We start from the raw sequence: 21,093 nt of genomic DNA, 5'->3' as shown, positions 1-21,093 counted from the left end.
ACCAGGGCGCCGCACCCCCTCCGCGTTCGACACTGGTTGGCATCAGGACACCACCGCACCACCGCACTACTCCGCACCACCGCACCACGCCGGACCACCGCACCGGATCACCGCACCGCCGGATCGCCCGCCGACCGGGCCCGCCGCTGCTCGACCCATCGACTGCTGGTGGAAGCCTGCGCGCTTCCATTGACCGACATAGGAGACATACCGTGACAACGGCTGTGACCACCCCCAAGCACGGGGGTACGGGAGGGCGTACGGCCGTAGCCGCCCGGGCGCGGCAGGTCGTGAAGGCGTACGGCTCGGGGGAGACCCGGGTCGTCGCGCTGGACCGCGTCGACGTCGACATAGCGCGCGGGCAGTTCACCGCGATCATGGGCCCCTCGGGCTCCGGCAAGTCCACGCTGATGCACTGCCTCGCCGGGCTGGACACGGTGACGGAGGGGCACATCTACCTGGACGAGACCGAGATCACGGGCCTCAAGGACAAGAAGCTGACCCAACTGCGCCGGGACCGGATCGGCTTCATCTTCCAGGCGTTCAACCTGCTGCCGACACTGAACGCGTTGGAAAACATCACCCTGCCGATGGACATAGCCGGCCGCAAGCCGGACCGCGCCTGGCTGAACCGCGTGGTCGAGACGGTCGGCCTCGCCGGGCGGCTCAAGCACCGGCCGACCCAGCTCTCCGGCGGTCAGCAGCAGCGGGTCGCCGTGGCGCGGGCCCTCGCCGCCCGCCCCGAGATCATCTTCGGTGACGAGCCCACCGGCAACCTCGACTCCCGTGCGGGCGCGGAGGTCCTCGGCTTCCTGCGCCGCTCGGTGGACGAGCTGGGCCAGACCATCGTGATGGTCACCCACGACCCGGTGGCCGCCTCCTACTCGGACCGCGTGCTGTACCTCGCGGACGGCCGCATCGTCGACGAGATGCTCCAGCCCACCGCCGACGCCGTCCTCGACCGCATGAAGGACTTCGACGCCCGGGGGCGCACGTCATGACGGTCATGAAGACGTCCCTGCGCAACTTCCTGGCCCACAAGGGAAGAATGGCGCTGTCGGCGGTGGCGGTACTGCTGTCCGTCGCGTTCGTCTGCGGCACCCTGGTGTTCACGGACACCATGAACACCACGTTCGACAAGCTGTTCGGCGCGACGTCCTCCGATGTCACGGTCAGCGCCAAGAGCGCCGCACTCGCCGGCGAGGCCACCCCCACCGGACGCCCCGAGACGGTGCCCGCCTCCGCGGTGTCCAAGGTGGCGAAGGTCGAGGGCGTCAAGTACGCCGAGGGTTCCATCGCCTCCACCGGTGTCACGGTCGTCAACGCGGAGAACGAGAACATCGGGTCGACGAGCGGAGCCCCGACCTTCGCGGGCAACTGGACCCGCAACGACCTGCGTTCCATGGAGATCACGTCGGGGAACGCCCCGCGCGGCCCCACCGACGTCATGGTCGACGCCGACACCGCCGAGAAGCACGACCTGAAGCTCGGTGACGAACTGCGGACGATCACGGCCAAGGGCGACTTCACGGCCAAGATATCCGGCATCGCCTCCTTCAAGGTCACCAACCCGGGCGCGGCCATCGTCTACTTCGACACCAAGACCGCGCAGCAGCAACTGCTCGACAGCACCGCCGCGTTCACCCAGATCAACGTGACCGCCGCCGACGGGGTCAGCGACACGACCCTCAAGGGCAACATCGCCGAGGCGGTCGGCTCCGGCACCTACAAGCTCCAGACCCAGGAGGAGGCCGCCGATGCCGGACGCGACGAGGTCGGCTCCTTCCTCGACGTCATGAAGTACGCCATGCTCGGCTTCGCCGGGATCGCGCTGCTCGTCGGCATCTTCCTCATCGTCAACACCTTCTCCATGCTGGTGGCCCAGCGCACCCGCGAGATCGGCCTGATGCGGGCCATCGGTTCCTCGCGCAAGCAGATCAACCGGTCCGTGCTGGTCGAGGCGATCCTGCTCGGCGTGGTCGGTTCCCTGCTCGGGGTCGGCGCCGGAGTCGGCCTCGCGGTCGGCCTGATGGAACTCATGGGTTCCATGGGCATGGAGCTCTCCACGGAGGACCTCACCGTCAAGGCGACGACCCCCATCGTCGGCCTGGTCCTCGGCGTCGTCGTCACGGTCCTCGCGGCGTACCTCCCGGCGCGTCGGGCGGGCAAGGTCTCCCCGATGGCCGCCCTGCGGGACGCGGGCACCCCCGCCGACGGCAAGGCCGGGCTGGTCCGCGGCATCATCGGCCTCACCCTCACCGGTGCCGGCGGCGCCGCGCTCTTCGCGACGGCCAACGCCGACAAGGCGAGCGAGGGCTCGATGTACCTCGGTCTCGGCGTGGTCCTCACCCTGATCGGCTTCATCGTGATCGGCCCGCTCCTCGCGGGCGCGGTGGTCCGGGCGCTCAGCGTCGTCGTCCTGCGCGCCTTCGGGCCGGTCGGTCGGATGGCCGAGCGGAACGCCCTGCGTAACCCGCGCCGCACCGGCGCCACCGGCGCGGCCCTCATGATCGGCCTCGCCCTGGTGGCGTGCCTGTCGGTAGTCGGCTCCTCCTTGGTCGCCTCGGCCACCGACGAGCTGGACAAGTCGGTCGGCGCGGACTTCATCGTCCAGTCCGACTCGGGGCAAGGCATCGTCGGCGACGCCGAGAAGGCGATGCGCGCCAACCAGGACCTCGACCACGTGAGCCGCTACAAGCTCGTCGACGCCAAGATCACCACGCCGGACGGCAAGACCGAGTCCTCCGACCTGTCCGCCGCCGACCCGACCTACGCACAGGACCTGCGTCGCGAGGTGACCGCGGGCGACCTCTCCGCCGCCTACGGCAAGGACGCGATGTCGGTGGGCAGCGACTACGCCGAAGACCACGGGGTGAAGGTCGGCGACACGCTCACCGTGGCGTTCAAGGGCGGCGAGACGGCCAAGCTGAAGGTGGCCGCGATCACCGCCGGCGACGCCACGATCGACGCCGACTCCCGCTACGTCAACATCACCACCGTCGAGCAGTACCTCCCCGCGGACCGCATGCCGCAGAGCATGATGCTCTTCGGCAAGGCCAAGGACGGCAAGGCCGACGCGGCGTACGCCTCGCTCAAGGACGGCCTGAAGGAGTACCCGCAGTACGTCGTCCGGGACCAGACCGACTACAAGGAAGAGCTGGAGAACCAGGTCGGTCAGCTCCTGAACATCGTGTACGGGCTGCTGGCCCTGGCGATCATCGTGGCCGTGCTCGGTGTGGTGAACACGCTGGCGCTGTCCGTGGTGGAGCGCACCCGGGAGATCGGCCTGATGCGGGCGATCGGCATGTCCCGCCGCCAGCTGCGCCGGATGATCCGCCTGGAGTCCGTGGTCATCGCCCTGTTCGGTGCGCTGCTCGGCCTCGGACTGGGGATGGGCTGGGGCACCACCGCGCAGAAGCTCCTGGCGCTGGAGGGGCTCGGGATCCTGGAGATCCCGTGGCCCACGATCCTCACGGTGTTCGTCGGCTCGGCCTTCGTCGGACTCTTCGCCGCGTTGGTCCCGGCGTTCCGTGCGGGACGCATGAACGTCCTCACGGCGATCGCGACGGACTAGGCCGTGTTCTAGGTCGGGTTCGCCCCGCACCCCGCGCCTTCCCACGGCGCGGGGTGCTCCCCGTTCCCCGGCGAGTACGGGTGCGCTGTGGTTGCTCGCGCAGTTCCCCGCGCCCCCTATCGGGGCGCTTCCCAGGGAGCCCGGCTCGCCGCACGGGACCCCCTACCACCAGGTGGACGCACCCGATAAGGGGCGCGGGGAACTGCGCAAACCCACAGCGCACCCGCCCAGAACCCCGCACCGGCAGGTGGACGCACCCGATAAGGGGCGCGGGGAACTGCGCAAAAGCAACAGCGCACCCGCACGAGCCAGCGCACCGAACCGGCAACGCCCCCGCACGGGGCACCACACGGAAACGAAACCCCACCCCCCACGCCGGACGGCGTACGCTGAGAAAACCCCGGTCCCCCAAGAACCGGGGCATTCGTGTTGCCCAACCACCGGGACGGAAACCCCTTCATGAGCCTGCACGGCCTGCTGGACGCCGTAGCCGAGGACCCGGCCCTCACCGAAGCCGTGACCGCCGCCCGCGACGCCCGCCGACCCCACGTCGACCTCGTGGGCCCACCAGCGGCCCGCCCCTTCGTGGTGGCCGCCCTCGCCCGGCAGGCGGACCGCCCGATCCTCGCCGTGACGGCCACCGGCCGCGAAGCCGAGGACCTGGCCGCAGCACTCCGTTCCCTGCTCCCGGCCGACGGCATCGTGGAGTACCCGTCCTGGGAGACCCTGCCCCACGAACGGCTGTCGCCCCGCTCGGACACCATGGGCCGCCGTCTCGCCGTGCTGCGCCGGTTGACGCACCCCCGCCCCGACGACCCCGAGACGGGCCCCGTCTCGGTCGTGGTCGCCCCGATCCGCTCGGTGCTCCAGCCGCAGGTGAAGGGCCTCGGCGAGCTGGAACCCGTGGCCCTGCGCACCGGCCAGCAGGCCGACCTGGGCGCGACGGTCGAGGCACTGGCCGCCGCCGCGTACGCACGGGTGGAGCTGGTGGAGAAGCGCGGCGAGTTCGCCGTGCGCGGCGGCATCCTGGACGTGTTCCCGCCGACGGAGGAACACCCGCTGCGGGTGGAGTTCTGGGGCGACGACGTCGAGGAGATCCGGTACTTCAAGGTCGCCGACCAGCGCTCCCTGGAGGTCGCGGAGCACGGCCTGTGGGCGCCCCCGTGCCGTGAGCTGCTGCTCACCGCGACCGTGCGCGCCCGGGCCGCGGCCCTCGCCGAGGCCCACCCCGAGCTGGGCGAACTCCTCGGCAAGCTCGCCGAGGGCATCGCCGTGGAGGGCATGGAGTCGCTGGCTCCGGTGCTGGTCGACGACATGGAACTGCTGCTGGACGTGCTGCCCGCGGGCAGCATGGCCGTGGTGTGCGACCCGGAGCGGGTGCGCACCCGCGCGGCGGACCTGGTGGCCACCTCGCAGGAGTTCCTCCAAGCGTCCTGGGCGGCGACCGCGGGCGGCGGCGAGGCCCCGATCGACGTCGGCGCGGCCTCCCTGAGGTCCATCGCGGAGGTCCGGGAGCGGGCCCGCGAGCTGGGCGTGATGTGGTGGTCGGTGTCCCCGTTCGCCGCCGACGAGAGCGCGTTCCCGGCGGAGGCGGACACCCTGAAGCTGGGGATGCACGCCCCGGAGACGTACCGGGGCGACACCGCGCGGGCCCTCGCCGACACCAAGGGCTGGCTGGCGGACGGCTGGCGCACGGTGTTCGTCACCGAGGGGCACGGTCCGGCGGCCCGTACCGTCGAGGTCCTGGGCGGCGAGGGCATCCCGGCCCGCCTCACCAGCCTCGACGGCACCGCCAAAAAGGGCACCGGCGGCCAGCTCGGCCCGGCCCTGGTGCACGTGGCCTGCGGATCGATCGAGTACGGCTTCGTCGACCCGCACCTCAAGCTGGCCGTCCTCACCGAGACGGACCTGTCGGGGCAGCGCACGGCGGCCAAGGACGGGCAGCGGATGCCGGCCCGCCGCCGCAAGACCATCGACCCGCTGACCCTGGAGACGGGCGACTACATCGTCCACGAGCAGCACGGCGTGGGCCGCTACATCGAGATGGTGCAGCGCACGGTGCAGGGCGCCACCCGCGAGTACCTGGTGGTGGAGTACGCACCCGCCAAGCGCGGTCAGCCCGGGGACCGGCTGTACATCCCGACCGACCAACTGGAACAGATCACCAAGTACGTCGGCGGGGAGGCGCCCACCCTGCACCGGCTCGGCGGCGCCGACTGGACGAAGACGAAGGCCCGCGCCAAGAAGGCCGTCAAGGAGATCGCCGCCGACCTGATCAAGCTGTACAGCGCCCGGATGGCGGCGCCCGGCCACGCCTTCGGCCCGGACACCCCCTGGCAGCGGGAGCTGGAGGACGCGTTCCCCTACGCGGAGACCCCCGACCAGCTGACCACGATCGCCGAGGTCAAGGAGGACATGGAGAAGACGGTCCCGATGGACCGGCTGATCTGCGGTGACGTCGGCTACGGCAAGACGGAGATCGCGGTGCGCGCCGCGTTCAAGGCGGTGCAGGACGGCAAGCAGGTGGCCGTGCTGGTGCCGACGACGCTGCTGGTGCAGCAGCACTTCGGCACGTTCAGCGAGCGGTACGGGCAGTTCCCGGTGAAGGTGCGCGCGCTGAGCCGGTTCCAGACGGACACGGAGTCGAAGGCCACCCTGGAGGGCCTGCGCGACGGTTCGGTCGACATCGTGATCGGTACGCACCGACTGTTCGCGGCGGAGACCAAGTTCAAGGACCTGGGCCTGGTCATCGTGGACGAGGAACAGCGGTTCGGCGTCGAGCACAAGGAGCAGCTGAAGAAGCTGCGGGCCAACGTGGACGTGTTGACGATGTCGGCGACGCCGATCCCGAGGACGCTGGAGATGGCGGTGACCGGCATCCGGGAGATGTCGACGATCACCACCCCGCCGGAGGAGCGGCACCCGGTGCTCACCTTCGTCGGCCCGTACGAGGAGCGGCAGATCGGTGCGGCGATCCGTCGTGAACTGCTGCGCGAGGGCCAGGTCTTCTACATCCACAACCGGGTCGAATCCATCGACCGGGCGGCGTCGCGGCTGCGGGCGATCGTCCCGGAGGCGCGGATCGCGACGGCGCACGGCCAGATGTCGGAGCAGTCGTTGGAGCAGGTCGTCGTCGACTTCTGGGAGAAGAAGTACGACGTGCTGGTGTCCACGACGATCGTGGAGTCCGGCATCGACATCTCCAACGCGAACACGTTGATCGTGGAGCGCGGTGACAACTTCGGACTGTCGCAGCTGCACCAGTTGCGCGGCCGGGTCGGTCGGGGGCGCGAGCGCGGGTACGCGTACTTCCTGTACCCGCCGGAGAAGCCGCTCACGGAGACGGCGCACGAGCGGTTGGCGACGATCGCCCAGCACACCGAGATGGGCGCGGGCATGTACGTCGCGATGAAGGACCTGGAGATCCGCGGTGCGGGCAACCTCCTGGGCGGCGAGCAGTCGGGCCATATCGCGGGCGTCGGTTTCGACCTGTACGTCCGGATGGTCGGCGAGGCCGTGGCGGACTACCGGGCGTCCCTGGAGGGAGGGGTGGAGGAGGAGCCGCCGCTGGAGGTGAAGATCGAACTTCCGGTCGACGCGCACGTTCCGCACGACTACGCGCCCGGTGAGCGGCTGCGGCTCCAGGCGTACCGGTCGATCGCCTCGGCGAACACGGAGGAGGACATCGCGGCGGTCCGCGAGGAGCTCACCGACCGCTACGGCAAGCTGCCCGAGCCGGTGGAGAACCTGCTGCTGGTGGCCGGGCTGCGGATGCTGGCCCGGGCGTGCGGGGTCGGCGAGGCGGTGCTCCAGGGCACGAACATCCGGTTCGCGCCGGTGGAGTTGCGGGAGTCGCAGGAGCTGCGGCTGAAGCGGCTGTACCCCGGTTCGGTGATCAAGACGGCGACCCGGCAGGTGCTCGTGCCCCGTCCGAAGACGGCGAAGGTCGGCGGCAAGCCGTTGACGGGTCGTCAGCTGCTGGCGTGGACGGGCGAGTTCCTGACCACGATCCTCGGCTCGTAACGGACGCGGCCGAACGGGGGAGGGCGCAGTACCGTACGCGAGCGGTGCGGGTGGTGGTGGCGGTTCCCGGCGGCGGGGCCGTCGGGGCCGGGTGCTGGTGGCGCCGGCCCGAACGGGCCCGCTCGGGGAACGCTGCCTACGGCGGGCCGGGAAGCCGGACCGTGACGAGCAGACCGCCGGCGGGGCCGGGGACGAGGTCGAGGGTCCCTTCGTGGGCACGGACGATGCTGTGCACGATGGCGAGGCCGAGGCCGACGCCGGCGTGTTCGTCGGTGCGTACGCGTTCCGTTCCGCGCCGGAAGGGTTCGATGAGGGTCGGTACCAGTTCCGGTGGGAGTCGGGGACCCGTGTTCTCGACGCGCAGCACGCTCGTGTCGCCGTGCGCCTCGGTGTGGATCGTTACGGTGCCGTCGGCGGGGAGGTTGTGGACGACGGCGTTCTGGACGAGGTTCGTCGCCGTCCGCAACAGGAGCTCCGCGGAGCCGCTGGTCCGAGCCGGTCCGCCGGTGACATCCAGTGTGATCCGGCGCTGTTCGGCGAGGGGAAGCAGCGTTTCGGCGGCTTCTTCGGCGATGAGGGACAGATCGACGCCCTCGCGGGTGACGTTTCCGCGGTCGCCGCGGCTGAGCAGCAGGAGGGCCTCGGTGAGGTCGGTCGCCCGCCGGTTGACTGCGTGCAGACGTTCGATGAGGTCGTCCCGTTCCCGCGTCGGATCCTTGCGGGCGACGTCGAGGAGCGTCCGCGAGATCGCCAGCGGGGTGCGCAGTTCGTGGGAGGCGTTCGCGGCGAATCGTTGCTGCTCGGCGACGTGGGATGCGAGCTGTTCGAACATCGAGTCGAACGCGTCGGAGAGTTCACGGAACTCGTCCTGGCGGCCCTTCATGCCGATCCGGTGGGACAGCGATCCGCTCTCGGCCGTCCGGACCGCATCCGTGATCTGGCTGAGTGGTGCGAGCATCCGGCCGGCGAGGAACCATCCCCCGACCAGCCCCAACACGAGCAGGAAGACCATCGCCGCGGCTGCGGCGGGGCCGAAGACCTGCAGGAGGACGTAGCGGTTGGGCGCGACCCCGAGAAGACCCACGTCGCCGTCCGGCACGTAGCGCAGCAGGAACCCCCACACCACGGCCAGCAGGAGGCCGCCGGCGAGCAGAACGAATCCGGCGTAGCTGAGGGTGAGTTTCAGTCGGGTGCTGAGCCCCGGGGGCCTAGGCATGCGGACTGCCGGGGGCAGCGATGTCCCGCTCCGGGGCCACGGTCTTCCTACCGGTGTCGATCCGGTAGCCGACGCCGGGCACCGTGGCGATGATCCAGGGTTCGCCGAGCCGTTTGCGCAGCGCCGAGACGGTGATGCGCACGGCGTTGGTGAAGGGATTGGCGTACTCGTCCCAGGCCCGTTCCAGTAACTCCTCGGCCCTGACGACCCCGCCCTCGGCAGAGACGAGGACTTCCAGCACCGCGAACTGCTTGCGGGTGAGCGCGACGTAGCGTTCGTCGCGGAAGACCTCCCGCCGGAACGGGTCGAGCCGTAGGCCCGCGATCTCGCGCACCGGAGGCCGGGCGTACCCGCGTCTGCGGTCGAGCGCCCTCAGCCGTAGGACGAGCTCCCGCAGCTCGAACGGTTTGGTGAGGTAGTCGTCGGCGCCGAGCTCGAAACCGGACGCCTTGTCGTCGATCCGGTCGGCAGCGGTGAGCATGAGGATCGGGATACCGCTGCCGGAAGCGACGATGCGCCGGGCGACCTCGTCGCCGGAGGGACCGGGGACGTCACGGTCGAGGACCGCGATGTCGTACGAGTTGAGGCCGAGCAGTTCCAGGGCGGCGTTGCCGTCGCCGGCGATGTCGGCGGCGATCGCCTCCAGCCGCAGACCGTCCCGGACCGCCTCGGCCAGGTAGGGCTCGTCCTCCACGATCAGTACGCGCATCCGTGAAGCCTAGGGTCGTCACGGAACCGGCGCCGACGGGCGCCCACCGGACACGCCCCGCACCCTGTCGGCGCCCGGCGCGGGACGAGGCCGGTCCGACGGCGCCTCCGCCGCGGTGCGCCACCAGCGGCGCGACGCCAGCCCGAACAGCACGGCGCCGGCGGCGTTGACCAGGACGTCGTCCACCGACGACACCCTGTCCAGCCGCAGGACGTACTGTGCCGTCTCGACCAGGACCGAGCAGCTCGCCCCGAGCACCAGGATCCGCTGCACGGACGCCAGCGCCGCGAACCGCATCGGAGCGAAGAACCCCAGCGCCGCGAGGACCAGCAGGTTGCCGCCGATCCCGACCGGCCCCATCGTGACCAGGTCCCGCAACGGGATCGGACTCACCCGGCCGGGGACGACGCCGGCCCCCGGGCCCGGTTGCAGGGTCAGCCACACCATCGGCACCGTCCCGTAGACCATGCCCACCTCGGCCAGTGCCGTCCGCCGCGCCGACGCGACACCGCCGGCGCGCCGCAGGCTCGCCCGGGCCCACACCACCAGAGCGGCGGGCGGCAGCCCGACCAGCATCATGAGCAGCACACCGTTGAACGTGTCGAAGCAGCCGTGCCACCGCCCGGCCGTGCAGGCCGGAGCGGCCATCACGAGCGGTCGCCACACGGCGAACAGCACGCCCGACAGACCGAGCACCGCCAGGCCGGCAAGCACGATCCGGCGGAGCGGTGCTGACGGGGACGGGCCGTGGTTCGTGTTCCGCACCTCAGCCGCCCGCCCCGCCGGAGGGCGCAGTGCCGGTGATGGCCTGCGTCTGCCGATTGAGGATGTCCACCAGGCTGTCGGTGTCGCGGTTGATGAGGGTGACGGCGACCCAGCCGGTGTACGGGTAGATGCTCCAGTTGGCGCCGACACCGGGGTTTCCCCCGGCACGCTGGTACTTCCACTGGCCGTTGACGATGTTGATCGCGAGCCCGTACGCACCGAACGACGTCGGCCCGTGGGGGATCTTGGCCCCGAAGAGCACGTCGGCCCAGGGCCGGTCCAGCACCGTGCCGTCGGTCAGCGCCTGCGCGAAGCGGACCAGGTCCGGCGCGGTGGCGAAGCCGCCGTCCCCGGGGGCGTCGATGAAGGCGCGGCCCGGGTTCTTGCCGAGCAGGTGCGGGCGCGGGCTGCCCCGGTCCAGGTTGCGGAGCGCGTCCACCACGCTGGTGTCGGCCAGTTCCATGTACGGGTGCGCGAGGTGCGGGTCGGTGAGCCACTGCGGCCTGGTGGAGAAGGCCGAGCCGGTCATGCCGCAGCGCCTGAAGACGTTCTGCTGGACGTAGTCCCAGTACGTCGTGCCGGCCACGGCCTCCACGATCAGCGCGGGAACGGTGGCCTCCGCCTCCGCGTGGGCGGTGTTGGGAGTGCCTGGGACTCCCACGAGTGTCGCCTGCCGGGCCCGCTGCGCGTAGTACGCGTGCACCTCGTCCCGGCTCTGGAAGACGCGTTGCACGTCCTCATCCGGGGAATCCAGCCGGGAGGTGCCGGACAGCAGGTGGTGGATGGTCACCTGCTCGGCGACGTCCTTGGCGAAGCCGGTCAGATGGGCGCCCACCGGGTCCGACAGCCGCAGCTTGCCCTGCTGCGCCAGTTGTAAGACGGCCACCGCGTTGAACGGCTTGCCCGCCGAACTGAGGCTGAACGCGGTGTCCTCGCGGTTGGGGATCCCCGTCTCCTCGTCGGCCGTGCCGTAGCTGCGGGACAGGACCGTGCGGCCCCGGTGCGACAGCAGCACCACGCCGGAGAACTTGCCCTCGGCGGCCAGCTGCGCCACGTATCGGTCGAAGGCTCCGCCGGGCAGGGTGTCCTGCGGGATCCGGTCGTTCTCGGACGGGGCGGTGGGGGCCGCGTGGGCGTGGCCGGTCCCGGCGCCCACCAGTGGAACGCCCGCCGCCACGCCGGCGGCAGCCAGTCCGCCCCATCTGAACAGCCGTCGGCGGTCGAACGGATCCGGCGTTGACGGTGATGCGCTGTGGTCCATGCCTCCACTGAAGACGCAAGGTCGTTGCGTGGGCGTATGCGCTTTTCGATACGTCCGCGATATGCGGTTCCTCTCCGCCGCGATCCGGGCGTCCACCTTCCGGTGCGGGGTCCTGTGCAGGTGCGCTGCTGTTTCGCGCAGTTCCCCGCGCCCCTATCGGGTGCGTCCACCTGCGGTGCGCTGTCCCGTGCGGGTGCGCTGCTGTTTCGCGCAGCTCCCCGCGCCCCTGATCCACTGCCCCCGGCCCCCGGCCCCCGGCCTCCCGGCGGCACGGAAAGCCGAACTCCCAGGAAAGCGCCCCCCCTCAGGGGCGCGGGGAACTGCGCAAAACAACCACGCACCGCACAGGACAGCGCACGACAACCGGACGCACCCGATAGGGGCGCGGGGAACTGCGCAAAGCCACAGCGCACCCGCACGGAACCGCACACCGCCAGGTGAACGCACCCGATCAGGGGCGCGGGGAACTGCGCGAAAGCCACAGCGCACCCGCACGGGCCATCGCACGGGGCCCACACACCACGTCCCAGGTCGGCTCATCGGAAGAGGAGTGCCGCCGCCGACCCGCACCCGGGACCCCCGGCGCCCAGAAGTCCCGCGCGAAGCGGTACGGACGACCCGGGAGCGGTACCGGTCGCCCGCCGCGCGGGGATGCGGATCCGACGGCGGCGCACGGGCGCCGGGCGGAGAGGCGGATCAGAAGTTGCCGTTCCCGAGCAGTTCCCCGTCGGTGTCGTAGATGGTGACGAGACCAGCACCGTTGTCGGTCTTCTTCCAGTCCGCGAAGGCGGAAGCCAGCAGCTTCGCGGGACCGGTTCCCTTGCCCATGATGCCGCCGGTGTAGTCGGTGTAGACGTCGGCCGTGCTGAGCAGGTCGTTCACCTCGTCGGCGCCCTGCACCTTGGTGACGTGGGAGACCGCGTCCTTCTCCTTCGGCGTGCCGTTCTTGTTCACGAACGCCTTGAACCGGTCGGCCTGTGAACCCTTGGCCGCGCTCTTGTCGGCGTCCTTCTTCTTGTCGTCGCCCTTCGCGGCGCCCCGGTCGTCCTTGCCGGAGCCCCCGCTGGACGAGGAGGACGAGGAGTTGGACTTGTCCTTCTTGGTGCCCGAGTCGTCGTCCTCGGGGGTGCAGCCGATCGCGCCGAGCGCGGTGATGCTGACGACAGCGCCGATCGCGAGCGCCTTCCTGATGCCCATGAAGGGTCCCCTCCCACAAGTGAAGGCCCCCGAACCCGAGGTGCCGTTCGTTCGATGGGTCAATAGAAGCAAAGCTTGTGAACCACGTCAACACGTGAACTGGGAGTTGATTAATTCACGGCGTGAATAGGTCGGTTGCGGTTGGCTGGGTATGCTCGATGTCACATGAGTACGGGGACGAGGGAGGTTGAGCGGGTGCACGACAACGCCACGGAGGTGACTGCCGCCGGGATCGCGCGGCTCGCGGGGGTCGGTCGGGCCGCCGTCAGTAACTGGCGCCGTCGTCATTCCGACTTCCCCCGACCGGTGGGGGGCACGGAGACCAGCCCTTCCTTCGCGCTCACCGACGTCGAGGAGTGGCTCCGCCGCCAGGGCAAGCTCGCCGAGGTCCCCCTGCGCGAACGGGTGTGGCAGCAGCTCGCCGGCCATCCGGCGGGTCCCGTCACCGCACTCGTCCAAGCGGGCTGCACCCTGCTCCTGCTCCGGGACCGCCCCACCGAATGGCTGGAACTGGCCGCCGTCTCCGATCAGCGGATGGCGGAACTCCTGCCCGACGCACTGGCGAAGGTGGTCGCCGCCCGTCTGGGCGTCCGCCCCACGGACCCCGCTGCGCGCCCGGGCTCCGGTTCACAGCCGGGCGCCACCGCGAGCGCACGGCCCGCCCTGACCGTCCCCACCCCCGCCGAACTGGCGCCGTCCGTGCCGCTGCTGCGGGGCGTCGTCGACCTCGCCGCCGAACGCGGGGCCCGCCAGACCTTCGAGTTCCTCCTCGGACGGCACCTCGACGCCAACCCCCGGCAGTACACCCTCACCCCCACGGGCCCCGCCGAACTGATGGCGGAGATCGCCGGACAGGCCCGTACCGTCCTCGATCCCGCCTCCGGCACCGGCACCCTGCTGCGCGCCGTGCGCGCGCCCGCCGTCGTGTACGCCCAGGACGCCGCCCCCGACCTCGCCGCGCTCACCGCCCTGCGGCTCGCCCTGCACGACGCCGCCGAGGTGCAGGCCCGGGCCGGCGACACCCTGCGGGCCGACGCCTTCCCCGGCCTCAAGGTGGACGCGGTCCTGTGTCACCCGCCGTTCAACGAACGCAACTGGGGCCACGACGAACTCGCCTACGACCCGCGCTGGGAGTACGGCTTCCCGGCCCGCACCGAGTCCGAACTCGCCTGGGTGCAGCACGCCGTCGCCCATCTGCGCGACGGCGGCACCGCGGTCCTGCTGATGCCGCCCGCCGCCGCCTCCCGCCGCTCCGGCCGCCGCATCCGCGCCGACCTGCTGCGCCGGGGCGCCCTGCGCGCCGTCATCGCGCTGCCCGCCGGTTCCGCGCCCCCGTACAACATCCCCCTGCACCTGTGGGTCCTGCGCCGGCCCGTCCCGGGGCAGCCCCCCGCGCAGCCCGAGGTGCTGCTGGTGGACGCGACCTCGGACACCCCCGACGGCCGCGCGCGCCCCGGTTGGCAGACGGTGCGGGAGGCCGTCCTCGACGCCTGGCGCCCCTACGAGCGCACCGGCACCGCCGAGGAACGCCCGGGCCTCAGCCGCGGGGTGCCCGTCATCGAACTCCTCGACGACGACGTGGACCTCGCGCCCGCCCGCCATCTGCCGCCCCCGGCCGCGGGCGGCGGCACCGCCGAACTCACCACGGTCCGCGATCGCCTCGGTGACACGCTCCGACTGACCGCGGACCTCACCCCGCCGCCGCCCCCCGCCGAGGCCGCCCCGCGGTCCCCGTGGCCGCTGACCACGATCGGTGAACTCGCCCGCGCCGGTGCGGTGGTCCTGCGCAGTGCGACCGTCCACGCCGTGCCGGCCGGCGCCGCGTCCGACGTGCCCGCACCGGGCGCCCGCACCCCCGTCCTCACCGACCACGACGTGCTCGCCGGCTCCGGGCCCTCCGGGGAACTCCCGGAAGCCGAACTCCCCGAGGACGCCGTGGTGACCGAACCCGGTGACGTGGTGGTGCCCGTCCTCGGCGGCGGCGCGGTGGCCCGGGTCGTCGCCGAGGACGGCGCGGGCGCCGTCCTCGGCCGCAACCTCACCCTGCTGCGGCCCGACCCCGCCGCGCTCGACCCCTGGTTCCTCGCCGGGTTCCTGCGCGGCACCGCCAACAACCGGCAGGCGAGCAGCTACGCCTCCACCGCCACCCGGCTGGACGTGCGCCGGATGCAGGTGCCGCGCATCCCGCTGGACCAGCAACGGCGGTACGGCGACCGGTTCCGCACGCTCGCCGCGTTCGAGGACGCGCTGCGGTTGGCCGGGGTGCTCGGCGAACGACTGGTGCGGGGCATGCACGACGGCCTCACCGACGGCACGCTCGCCCCCGACCCCGTACCCGACCCCGTACCGGCGGACGGCGACCGGGTGGACGGAGACCGCCCGGACCGGGCGTCCTGATAGCGCCGCCCCGCGGACGATTCCGGCAAGTCGCCTGAAAACGCCCGGAGTCCGGCGGGGCGGGCCGTGGTTCCCCCGCATCGGTCGGCCCGTTGCCGGATTCGGCCTATACGCTCGAAACCCGCACCGTCCGCAGGTCCACCGCAGGCGACCCCGGCCCGACAGGAGAGTCATGCACGGCCACGGCCACGGCCCCGGCTTCGCGCCGCAGTCGCCCCAGCCGCCCCAGCGGCCCGGCAAGGGAACCCTGCTCACCCTCCGGGTGGTCTTCGTGGTCCTGTGCATCGGCAGCCTCGGCATGCTGACCTGGGCCGCCCTGCTGCGGGCCGCGGTCCTGACCCGCAAGCAACGCGACTGGACGGTCTTCTTCGGCTCGCTCGCGCTCCTCATCGCAGCGTTCGCGCTGATCGGCACGGACAACACGGAGGGCCTACAGACCTGGCGCGGCAACGCCGGTGTCGCCGTGATGCTGGTGCTGGCCCTCGTCGGCGCCGCGTACTTCCTCTACGTCGACATCCGCCACTTCGAGGGCCCGCCCCGGTACGGCCCCGGCCCGTATCCGGTCCCCGGGGGCGGTGCGCTGCACCCGACCGTCCCGTCGGCCTCCCCGACCCCCGGCTACGGCTACCCGCCCCCGGCAGCCCCCCGGCCGGCCCCGGCGAACCCGCTCCCGAACTGGGGCGCGCACTCCGCCCAGCACCCGACGCAGCCGGCCCACCCCGTGGCCCCCCGGACCCCCGCCGCCGGCTACCCGGCGCCCGCGCCGCCCGTCGTCCCCACCCCGGGAGCGGCCCCGCACCACCACCCCACCCCGCCCCCGCAGCACCGCACCGCCCCGGCCCGCATCGACCAGGTCCGCGCCGAACTCGACGAACTGAGCGACTTCCTGCGCAAGGGGAACCACGACCCCGCCCCCGTCCGCCCCCCGGACGCCCCGGACACCCCCGACGAACGCGACCGAACCGACCGACGCAACGGGGGGAACCCCTGGTGACCGGACGTGTCGTGGCCGACCGCTACGCACTCTCCACGCTCATCGGACAGGGCGGCATGGGCCAGGTCTGGACGGCCTACGACCAGCGCCTCGACCGGCGGGTCGCCGTCAAGCTGCTGCGCCCCGACAAGGTCACCGGCCCCGGCAGCCCCGAGACCGAGGAACTGCGCCGCCGCTTCGTGCGCGAGTGCCGGGTCACCGCCCAGGTCGACCACCCGGGCCTGGTCACCGTGCACGACGCGGGCAGCGAGGACGGCGACCTCTACCTCGTCATGCAGTACGTCGACGGGGCGGACCTCGCCGACCACCTCGCCGAACACGACCCCTACCCGTGGCAGTGGTCGGTGGCCGTCGCCGCCCAACTGTGCGCGGTGCTCTCCGCCGTGCACGCCGTGCCGATCGTCCACCGCGACCTCAAGCCCCGCAACGTGATGGTCCGCCAGGACGGCACCGTCACCGTCCTCGACCTCGGCGTCGCCTCCGTGATGGACACCGACACCACCCGCCTCACCCACACCGGCTCGCCCATCGGCAGCCCCGCCTACATGGCCCCCGAACAGGCCATGGGCGGCGCCGTCGGCCCGTACACCGACCTGTACGCGCTCGGCGTGCTCCTGCACGAACTCCTCAGCGGGAACGTTCCCTTCGTCGGGGCCACCGCGCTCGGCGTCCTCCACCGCCACCTGTACGAACCGCCGCTGCCCGTGCGGCGCAGCCGCCCCGAGGTCCCCGAAGCGCTGGAGGCCCTGGTGCTCCGGCTGCTCGCCAAGGACCCCCAGCACCGCCCTGCCAGCGCCCAGGAGGTGTACGAACACCTGCTCCCGCTGCTGCCCTCGCGCGGCGCACCGACCGGCGGCCCCCTCGACCCCACCCGCCCCTTCCTGCGCCCGCACGCCCCCTGGCCCGACCGGGCGGTGATCCCCGCGCCGCGCCCCCAGGCCCCCGCCCCGCCCGCCGCCACGGCCACCACGACCACCGGGCGGCCCGACGTGGCCACGGCCGTCGACGAGGTCAAGCAACTGCTCGGCGAGGGGCGCATCACCCAGGCCGTCGACGTCCTCGGCGCGATCCTGCCCACCGCCGCCGCCCAGCACGGCGAACGCTCACCCGTGGTGCGGACCCTGCGCAAGCAGTACGCGGCCACCCTCATGGACGACGGCCAGTACCGGCGCGCCCTGCCCGAACTGCGCCGCCTCGCCGACGAGCGCACCGCCGAGACCAGCCCCGCGGACCCGCAGGCCCTGCGCTTCCGCTACGACGCCGCCCACTGCCTCGAACAACTCGGGGAACCCGCCGCCGCGCTCGCCGAGTACCGGGCGCTGCTCCCGCACTACGAGAACCCGTACGCGGGCAACGCGCACACCGCGGGCGACCCCGACCTGCCGTTCGAGATCCGCCGCCGGATCGGGCACCTGCTGCTCGCCCTCGGCGACCGGACCGCCGCCCACGACACGCTGCTGCGGCTGCTGCACGACGTGCGGGCCCACCACGGACCCGCCCACCCCCTGCCGGTGGAGGTCCAGCGCACGCTCCAGTGGCTGGGCCAGGTCGGGAGCTGACGCCGGGCGGACGTCCCGGGGCCGGGGGTGACACGCGTACCCCGGCCGCAGCCGGATCGTTGGTGCATCGGGGCCGCCGCCACTTCGGCGGAATCAGGTCTGCCGAACCAGTGGCCGAACCACCGGCCACTGCCTACCATCGATCACCGCACGACTTTGTGCACCGAAGCACAATCTCGCCGCCGGGAGGCTCCTTTGCACCGCCGCCGTCGCATCGCAGTCACTCTCTCCACCGCCGCCCTGCTCGCGGCGACCCCCCTGCTCACCGCCTGCGGCAACGACGCGCGGCCGGGCGCGGCGGCCGTCGTCGGCGAACAGCGGATCACCGTCGAGCAGCTGGAGAGCCGGGTCAACGCGGTGCGCGCCGCCCAGCGCGCGGCGATCAAGGACGACGAGGGCTACGAACGCGCCCTGTCCGGCAGCGGGCAACTGGCCCGGGCCACCCTGCACACCATGGTCCTCGACCGGGTCCTCGACCGTGCCGTCACCAACGCCGGGGTCGAGGTGTCCCGCAAGGACGTGCAGCAGCTCCGCAAGGGGCTCGCCCGGCAGGCGGGCGGCGAGCAGGGCCTGCGGGTGGCCTGGCTCCAGCAGTACAACGTGCCCCCGAGCCAGCTCGACGCGAGCCTGCGCACGGAGATCGGTGCGCAGAAGCTGTCCGAGCGGCTGGGCGCCGACATGAACACCGAAGCGGGCCAGAAGGCGTTCTGGAAGGCGCTCTCCGAGGCGTCCGACGAGTTGGACGTCCGTCTCAACCCCCGGTACGGGAAGTGGGCGGTCGCCGAGAACGGTCGGGTCGGCCGGGTGGACGGGTCCACCCCGTGGGTGCGTACGGTCACCCAGCCCAGCCCGGCGGCCACCGTCACCTGATCCGCACCCCGCGGGCGGGGGCCCCTTCCGGCACCCCGCCCCGGGGTGGGCTAGGTTCGTCGGGTGAGTGAGAACAACGTGACCGGCACCGGGTCCGCGGGCCGGATCGTCCTGGTCACCACCAGCCACCGAGTCGCCCCCGGCCTGCTGTCCTGGACCGCCTGGCACACCCTGCGCACCGCGGACCGGGTGCTGTGCGCCGACCCGGACCACCCCCAGCTCCCCTATCTGCGGGAGGCCGGGGTCGAGGTCGAGATCGCCACCCCCGACGCCCGGGAACTGGTCGGCGGAGCGGCGGGCCGCACGGTGGTCGTCCTCGCCCAGGGCGAGGGGGAGTCGCCGCTCACCGACGGCCTGGCCCGGCTCGCCGGCTCCGGTCGCACCACCATGCCGGACCTGGAACTGCTGCCGGCCTCCTACGACCTGCCGGGCGCCCGACTCCTCGACCTCGTCCAGGTCATGGACCGCATCCGCCTCGACTGCCCCTGGTCCTCGCAGCGGACCCACCGGGACCTCGCCAAGTACGGCATCGAGGAGGCGTACGAACTCGTCGAGGCCATCGAGGACGGCGACCGGGACGAACTGCGCGAAGAGCTCGGGGACGTCCTCCTCCAGGTGGTGTTCCACGCCCGCATCGCCGAGGAGGACGAGTCCGCCCCGTTCTCCGTCGACGACGTGGCGGCCGGGATCGTCGCCAAGCTGGTCCACCGCCACCCCCACGTCTTCGGGGACGCCACCGCGACGACCCCCGAGGACGTCCGCGAGCTGTGGTTGCGCACCAAGGCGGAGGAGAAGCGCCGCGATTCGGTCACCGACGGCGTGCCGCTGGGGCAGCCGGGCCTCGCGCTCGCCGCCAAGCTCGCCTCCCGGGTCCGCTCCCGCGGTCTGGACGTGCCGCTGCCCACCGGCGACGACCTCGGCTACGCCCTGTTGGCGATGGCCGTGCGCGCCGAGGCGGAGGGCACCGACCCGGAGGCCGCGTTGCGCGCCGCCGCCCGCGCCTACCGGGACGCGATCCGCGTCGCAGAGCACGCCGAGCAGGGCCGGGGCACCGAGCACGCAGTGGACGCCGAGCAGGGCCGGGGCACCGGCGCGGACGGCTGAGCGCGGTGTCCGTGCCCAGTCACCCGGCCGGGGCGCGGGACGAGCCGGCGCCGCCCCTGTTCACCTGGGAGTTCGCCGCCGACCCGTACCCGGCGTACGCCTGGCTGCGGGAGCACGCCCCGGTGCACCGCACCCGGTTGCCGAGCGGCGTCGAAGCCTGGCTCGTGACCCGCTACGCCGACGCCCGGCAAGCGCTCGCCGACGCCCGGCTCAGCAAGAACCCGGCGCACCACGAGGAGCCGGAACACGCCAAGGGCAAGACGGGCATCCCGGGCGAACGCAAGGCCGAGCTGATGACGCATCTGCTCAACATCGACCCGCCGGACCACACCCGGCTGCGGCGGCTGGTCTCCAAGGCGTTCACCCCGCGCCGGGTGGCCGCCTTCGCGCCCCGGGTGCAGGAGCTGACGGACCGCCTCATCGACGGTTTCGCCGAGCGCGGCGAAGCGGACCTCATCCACGAGTTCGCCTTCCCGCTGCCCATCTACGCCATCTGTGACCTGCTGGGCGTGCCCGCCGAGGACCAGGACGACTTCCGGGACTGGGCGGGCATGATGATCCGCCACGGCGGCGGGCCCCGGGGCGGTGTCGCCCGCTCGGTGAAGAAGATGCGCGGCTATCTGGTGGAGCTGATCCACCGCAAGCGCGAGACCCTCGGCGCGGCGGGCGACGACGACCTGATCTCGGGTCTGATCCGCGCCTCGGACCACGGCGAGCACCTCACCGAGGGCGAAGCGGCCGCGATGGCGTTCATCCTGCTGTTCGCCGGGTTCGAGACCACCGTGAACCTCATCGGCAACGGCACCTTCGCCCTGCTCACCCACCCCGAGCAGCGGGCGCTGCTCCAGCGGTCGCTGGCCGAGGAGGGGGAGGGCTCCCCGCTGCTGGACACGGCGGTCGAGGAACTGTTGCGGTTCGACGGCCCGGTGGAGATGGCCACCTGGCGGTTCGCCACCGAACCGCTGCGTCTCGGCGGCCGGGACATCGAGCGGGGGGACCCGGTGCTGGTGGTGCTCGCCGCGGCGGACCGCGACCCGGCCCGCTTCGACCGGCCCGACACCCTGGACCTGACCCGGCGGGACAATCCGCACCTCGGATACGGCCACGGGATCCACTACTGCCTCGGCGCGCCACTGGCCCGGTTGGAGGGTCGCGCCGCGCTGGTCACCCTGCTGCGCAGGCTGCCTGACCTGCAACTCGCCGCTGCTCCGGAGGAATTGCGGTGGCGCGGCGGCCTCATCATGCGGGGCCTGCGGACGTTGCCCGTGCGGTTCGCTCCGGCCGCCGTGACCAGCAGTGGTGACGTCAGATCAGTTCCGTGATGCCTGCGTGATCTGCGCTGCATTGACTTGTGACAGGCGTTCGACTCCGGCTACCTTCACGACGAATCGGCCGCCCCCAGCCGCCGTGTTCGGTCCTGCTGT

The 21,093-nt window shown here is 72.3% G+C and carries 14 protein-coding genes; 9 read left to right on the top strand and 5 right to left on the bottom strand.

Translation table 11 applies throughout. From position 1 onward, the window contains the following. Positions 1-212 precede the first annotated feature (212 nt). The 3 genes from ACFYOU_RS02940 to mfd all read left to right on the top strand — a co-directional run bounded on the left by ACFYOU_RS02940 (position 213) and on the right by mfd (position 7,597). Positions 213-1,001 (top strand): ATP-binding cassette domain-containing protein, encoded by a 789-nt coding sequence (locus ACFYOU_RS02940; RefSeq protein ID WP_391303058.1) that lies wholly within the window; start codon positions 213-215, stop codon positions 999-1,001. Further along, positions 998-3,574 carry an FtsX-like permease family protein gene (locus ACFYOU_RS02935; RefSeq protein WP_391303057.1) on the top strand — a complete coding sequence of 859 codons (2,577 nt, stop codon included), beginning with the start codon at positions 998-1,000 and terminating at the stop codon, positions 3,572-3,574. The genes ACFYOU_RS02940 and ACFYOU_RS02935 overlap by 4 nt, the downstream gene beginning before the upstream one ends. 459 nt (positions 3,575-4,033) lie before the next feature. Continuing rightward, entirely contained in the window at positions 4,034-7,597 is a 3,564-nt protein-coding gene (mfd, locus tag ACFYOU_RS02930) for a transcription-repair coupling factor (protein ID WP_391303055.1), read from the top strand. Positions 7,598-7,733: 136 nt separating this feature from the next. Here mfd and ACFYOU_RS02925 read toward each other — a convergent pair whose 3' ends face one another. The 5 genes from ACFYOU_RS02925 to ACFYOU_RS02905 all read right to left on the bottom strand — a co-directional run bounded on the left by ACFYOU_RS02925 (position 7,734) and on the right by ACFYOU_RS02905 (position 12,745). Then, the gene (locus ACFYOU_RS02925; RefSeq protein ID WP_391303053.1) at positions 7,734-8,813 is read right to left on the bottom strand and encodes an ATP-binding protein; all 1,080 of its coding nucleotides are present in this window, start codon (positions 8,811-8,813) and stop codon (positions 7,734-7,736) included. Further along, positions 8,806-9,522 (bottom strand): response regulator, encoded by a 717-nt coding sequence (locus ACFYOU_RS02920; protein ID WP_391303050.1) that lies wholly within the window; start codon positions 9,520-9,522, stop codon positions 8,806-8,808. Before ACFYOU_RS02920 ends, ACFYOU_RS02925 begins: the two co-directional genes overlap by 8 nt. Positions 9,523-9,540: 18 nt before the next feature. Next, complete coding sequence (locus ACFYOU_RS02915) at positions 9,541-10,287, bottom strand: VanZ family protein (protein ID WP_391303048.1); 747 nt, start codon at positions 10,285-10,287, stop codon at positions 9,541-9,543. A 1-nt stretch (position 10,288) separates the two neighbouring features. Next, positions 10,289-11,548: a serine hydrolase gene (locus ACFYOU_RS02910; protein ID WP_391303046.1), complete on the bottom strand. Its 1,260-nt coding sequence runs from the start codon at positions 11,546-11,548 to the stop codon at positions 10,289-10,291. Between the two features lie 696 nt (positions 11,549-12,244). Continuing rightward, positions 12,245-12,745: a hypothetical protein gene (locus ACFYOU_RS02905; protein WP_391303044.1), complete on the bottom strand. Its 501-nt coding sequence runs from the start codon at positions 12,743-12,745 to the stop codon at positions 12,245-12,247. 195 nt (positions 12,746-12,940) lie between these two features. On the opposite strand from ACFYOU_RS02905, the gene ACFYOU_RS02900 reads away from it, so the two are divergent. The 6 genes from ACFYOU_RS02900 to ACFYOU_RS02875 all read left to right on the top strand — a co-directional run bounded on the left by ACFYOU_RS02900 (position 12,941) and on the right by ACFYOU_RS02875 (position 20,991). Further along, complete coding sequence (locus ACFYOU_RS02900) at positions 12,941-15,142, top strand: N-6 DNA methylase (RefSeq protein ID WP_391303042.1); 2,202 nt, start codon at positions 12,941-12,943, stop codon at positions 15,140-15,142. 172 nt (positions 15,143-15,314) lie between these two features. Continuing rightward, positions 15,315-16,136: a hypothetical protein gene (locus ACFYOU_RS02895; RefSeq protein ID WP_391303040.1), complete on the top strand. Its 822-nt coding sequence runs from the start codon at positions 15,315-15,317 to the stop codon at positions 16,134-16,136. Next, on the top strand, positions 16,133-17,695 hold the full coding sequence (locus tag ACFYOU_RS02890; RefSeq protein WP_391303038.1) for a protein kinase: 1,563 nt from the start codon (positions 16,133-16,135) through the stop codon (positions 17,693-17,695). The genes ACFYOU_RS02895 and ACFYOU_RS02890 overlap by 4 nt, the downstream gene beginning before the upstream one ends. 195 nt (positions 17,696-17,890) lie before the next feature. Continuing rightward, positions 17,891-18,565 carry a SurA N-terminal domain-containing protein gene (locus ACFYOU_RS02885; RefSeq protein ID WP_391303036.1) on the top strand — a complete coding sequence of 225 codons (675 nt, stop codon included), beginning with the start codon at positions 17,891-17,893 and terminating at the stop codon, positions 18,563-18,565. 63 nt (positions 18,566-18,628) lie between these two features. Next, positions 18,629-19,669: a nucleoside triphosphate pyrophosphohydrolase gene (locus ACFYOU_RS02880; protein WP_391303034.1), complete on the top strand. Its 1,041-nt coding sequence runs from the start codon at positions 18,629-18,631 to the stop codon at positions 19,667-19,669. A gap of 5 nt (positions 19,670-19,674) precedes the next feature. Then, a complete protein-coding gene (locus ACFYOU_RS02875; protein WP_391303032.1) occupies positions 19,675-20,991 on the top strand; it encodes a cytochrome P450 in 1,317 nt (438 codons plus the stop codon). Positions 20,992-21,093 lie beyond the last annotated feature (102 nt).

Origin of the sequence: Streptomyces sp. NPDC005955 (assembly GCF_042871255.1) — a bacterium.
Classification (GTDB): Bacteria; Actinomycetota; Actinomycetes; order Streptomycetales; family Streptomycetaceae; genus Streptomyces.
Note: the sequence above shows the minus strand (reverse complement) of the source record. Positions and strands in the feature narration are given on the sequence as shown.

Bases quoted from the DNA above. Each gene is read 5' to 3' on its own strand.
- ACFYOU_RS02935 (WP_391303057.1), top strand. From the start codon at position 998: ATGACGGTCATGAAGACGTCCCTGCGCAACTTCCTGGCCCACAAGGGA.
- mfd (WP_391303055.1), top strand. From the start codon at position 4,034: ATGAGCCTGCACGGCCTGCTGGACGCCGTAGCCGAGGACCCGGCCCTC.
- ACFYOU_RS02925 (WP_391303053.1), bottom strand. From the start codon at position 8,813: ATGCCTAGGCCCCCGGGGCTCAGCACCCGACTGAAACTCACCCTCAGC.
- ACFYOU_RS02920 (WP_391303050.1), bottom strand. From the start codon at position 9,522: ATGCGCGTACTGATCGTGGAGGACGAGCCCTACCTGGCCGAGGCGGTC.
- ACFYOU_RS02910 (WP_391303046.1), bottom strand. From the start codon at position 11,548: ATGGACCACAGCGCATCACCGTCAACGCCGGATCCGTTCGACCGCCGA.
- ACFYOU_RS02905 (WP_391303044.1), bottom strand. From the start codon at position 12,745: ATGGGCATCAGGAAGGCGCTCGCGATCGGCGCTGTCGTCAGCATCACC.
- ACFYOU_RS02895 (WP_391303040.1), top strand. From the start codon at position 15,315: ATGCACGGCCACGGCCACGGCCCCGGCTTCGCGCCGCAGTCGCCCCAG.